Genomic DNA, 2,697 nt, shown 5'->3' on the forward strand with positions numbered 1-2,697 from the left:
CTGCGTGGGGCGATGCCGCTTCTGCACGGCTCGCAAGGGTGCACATCCTTCGGGCTCACGCTGTTCGTGCGGCATTTCAAGGAGGCGGTGCCGCTGCAGACGACTGCGATGAGCGAAGTGGCGACCGTGCTCGGCGGTTATGAAAATGTCGAGAAGGCTATCCTCAACATATACAATCGTGCCAAGCCGGAGATCATCGGGATCTGCTCGACCGGAGTGACCGAAACCAATGGCGATGACGTCGACGGCTACATCAAGCTGATCCGCGAGCAGCATCCGCAGCTCGCCAAATTTCCTCTTGTCTTTGTCTCCACGCCCGATTTCAAGGACGCCTTCCAGGACGGGTGGGGAAAGACAGTGGCATGCATGGTCGAGGTACTGGTGGAGGCGCCGGCGGTCGGGGCGGAGCGTGATTCCGCGCGGGTGAATGTCCTCCCCGGATGTCACCTGACGCCGGGTGACCTCGACGAACTTAGGACGATCCTGGAGGATTTCGGCCTGAAGCCATCCTTCCTGCCTGATCTCGCGGGATCGCTGGACGGGCATATCCCGGACGAGTTTACGCCAACGACCATTGGTGGCATCGGGGTTGACGAAGTCGCGGGCATGGGCCGGTCCAGCTGGACCATTGCCATCGGTGCGCAGATGCGGCGGGCGGCAGAAGCCATGCAGGCGAAGTCTGGGGTGCCGTTTCGCTTGTTCGAGCGGCTGTGCGGCCTCATCCCCAACGATGAATTCATCGCTTTCCTGAGCGACATCAGTGGCCGCCCTGTGCCAGCAAAATATCGGCGCCAGCGCGGCCAGCTCAGCGATGCGATGCTGGACGCGCATTTCCATGTCGGCGGCCGCAAGCTCGCGATCGGAGCCGAGCCTGACCTCCTGTTCGACCTGTCCAGCATGCTTCACGAGATGGGCGCGCAGGTGACGGCGGCCGTGACGACCACGCCGTCGCCGGTGCTGGAGCGGATCGGGACCAAGGAGGTGCTGATCGGCGATCTCGAGGATCTGGAAGAGCTTGCTAGGACGAGGAATTGCGATCTGCTGATTACGCATTCGCATGGCCGCCAAGCGGCGGCGCGGCTGAAGATTCCGTTTTATCGCGCGGGATTTCCGATGTTCGATCGGATCGGCGCGGGACACCAGCTATCCGTCGGCTATCGCGGCACGCGCGATGTGATCTTCAATATCGCCAATCTCGTGATCGCCGACCGAGAGGAAAATCATCAGCCGACGCCCGATAGCTGGCGGACCTCGAGACGGCCCTTAAAGCCCGGCCGCCGTAGCTTCATCGACGCAACAGAGGGGTCGATTGCATGAAGGTCGCATTCGCTACCCAAGACTTGAGGCGCGTCGATGCGCATTTTGGCTGGGCCAAGTACATCGCGATCTATGATGTTGGGCCGGGCGGGCACGTATTTCTGAAGGCGGTTCAGTTCTACGGCGATCTCAAGGAAGACGGCAACGAGGACAAGCTCGCGCCCAAGATCGAGGCAATCAAGGATTGCGCCATTCTCTATGTCGCTGCCATCGGCGGCTCCGGTGCCGCGCGGGTAGTGGCGAACAATATACATCCCATCAAGGTGGACAAGCCCGAGAACATTCTGGCGCTGGTCGAGAAGCTTCAGCACGTGCTGAAGGGTACGCCGCCACCCTGGCTGCGCAAGGCACTGGCAAAGGACCAGGAGCGCACGCTCGATTTCGAAGAATGAGGACGACATGACTGAAGCCGCGGATATCGTGCAAACCGATCGCGCGCTCGATGCGCCATTCGTGAGGGAACTGATCAAGATCTGGCGCGCCCAGGACGTCCATGGCGCCTGGGACGGCAAGAGCGATCTCGATCTCCTCGAACCCTATATTCTGGACAAGGAGAAACGGCGCGCGCTGCCGATCGTCGACGATCCCGATCCGGATACGGTCTGACGGCTGGAGCTGTTCTTCAATGCGGTCGCGCTCTCGATCGAGAAGACGACCGGTGTGATGATCCAGCCGATGCTGAAGATGCACCACGAAGGCTTTGGCCGCATGGTGCTGATCGGCGGCCGGCTGATCGTGGTGAACAAGCAGCTGCGCGATGTGCATCGCTTCGGCTTCGACAATCTCGCAAAGCTCGCCGCCGAGGGTGACAAATACGTCGAAGGCGGCATCGAGATGACCCGGAAATTTCCCGACGTGGCCAACTATTGAGAGCAGCTCATGAGCGACCTTGAAATGCTGAAAGCGGAAATAAGAAAGCTGTCGGTCAAGGCGACGAAGGCCAAGATGGATCTGCACGATTTGTCGGAGGAACTTCCCATCAACTGGACCTCGATCATGGCGGTGGCGCAGAAGGCGCACGATGCCTTTGCCGAACTCGAGCGCAAGCGCGAGGATCTCAAGGCGCTGGAAAAGGCCTAAAAAGGGTATCCGATCATGTCATTTGCAACGCGCGACGGCCGCGACTGGGCGCCGAACTACCTGATCTCAATTGATCCCAAGAAGTGCATCGGTTGTGGCCGCTGTTTCAAGGTCTGCGGTCGCGACGTCATGACATTGAAGGGGATCAATGAGGAGGGCGATCTTGTCGATCTCGACGATGACGAAGACGGTGAGATCGAAAAGAAGATTATGGTGATGAATGACCGGGGCGCTTGTATCGGCTGCGGCGCCTGCGCCCGGGTTTGTCCGACCAACTGCCAGACCCACCAGCCCGCCGCA

General features: G+C 60.2%; 4 protein-coding genes and 1 pseudogene. All 5 read left to right on the top strand.

Features of this window, described 5'->3' with window-relative positions; all coding sequences use genetic code 11:
- A partial coding sequence (gene nifN / locus KIP88_RS45495) for a nitrogenase iron-molybdenum cofactor biosynthesis protein NifN (protein ID WP_214494577.1) occupies positions 1-1,317 on the top strand: 1,317 nt, incomplete at its 5' end.
- Entirely contained in the window at positions 1,314-1,709 is a 396-nt protein-coding gene (nifX, locus tag KIP88_RS45500) for a nitrogen fixation protein NifX (protein WP_214494578.1), read from the top strand. The genes nifN and nifX, both read left to right, overlap by 4 nt.
- Positions 1,710-1,716: 7 nt before the next feature.
- Positions 1,717-2,187: pseudogene (locus KIP88_RS45505) on the top strand (NifX-associated nitrogen fixation protein).
- Between the two features lie 9 nt (positions 2,188-2,196).
- A complete protein-coding gene (locus tag KIP88_RS45510) occupies positions 2,197-2,397 on the top strand; it encodes a CCE_0567 family metalloprotein (protein ID WP_057846604.1) in 201 nt (66 codons plus the stop codon).
- A 15-nt stretch (positions 2,398-2,412) separates the two neighbouring features.
- A partial coding sequence (gene fdxB / locus KIP88_RS45515) for a ferredoxin III, nif-specific (protein WP_214494579.1) occupies positions 2,413-2,697 on the top strand: 285 nt, incomplete at its 3' end.

Origin of the sequence: Bradyrhizobium sp. SRL28 (genome assembly GCF_018596315.1) — a bacterium.
Taxonomy (GTDB): domain Bacteria; phylum Pseudomonadota; class Alphaproteobacteria; order Rhizobiales; family Xanthobacteraceae; genus Bradyrhizobium.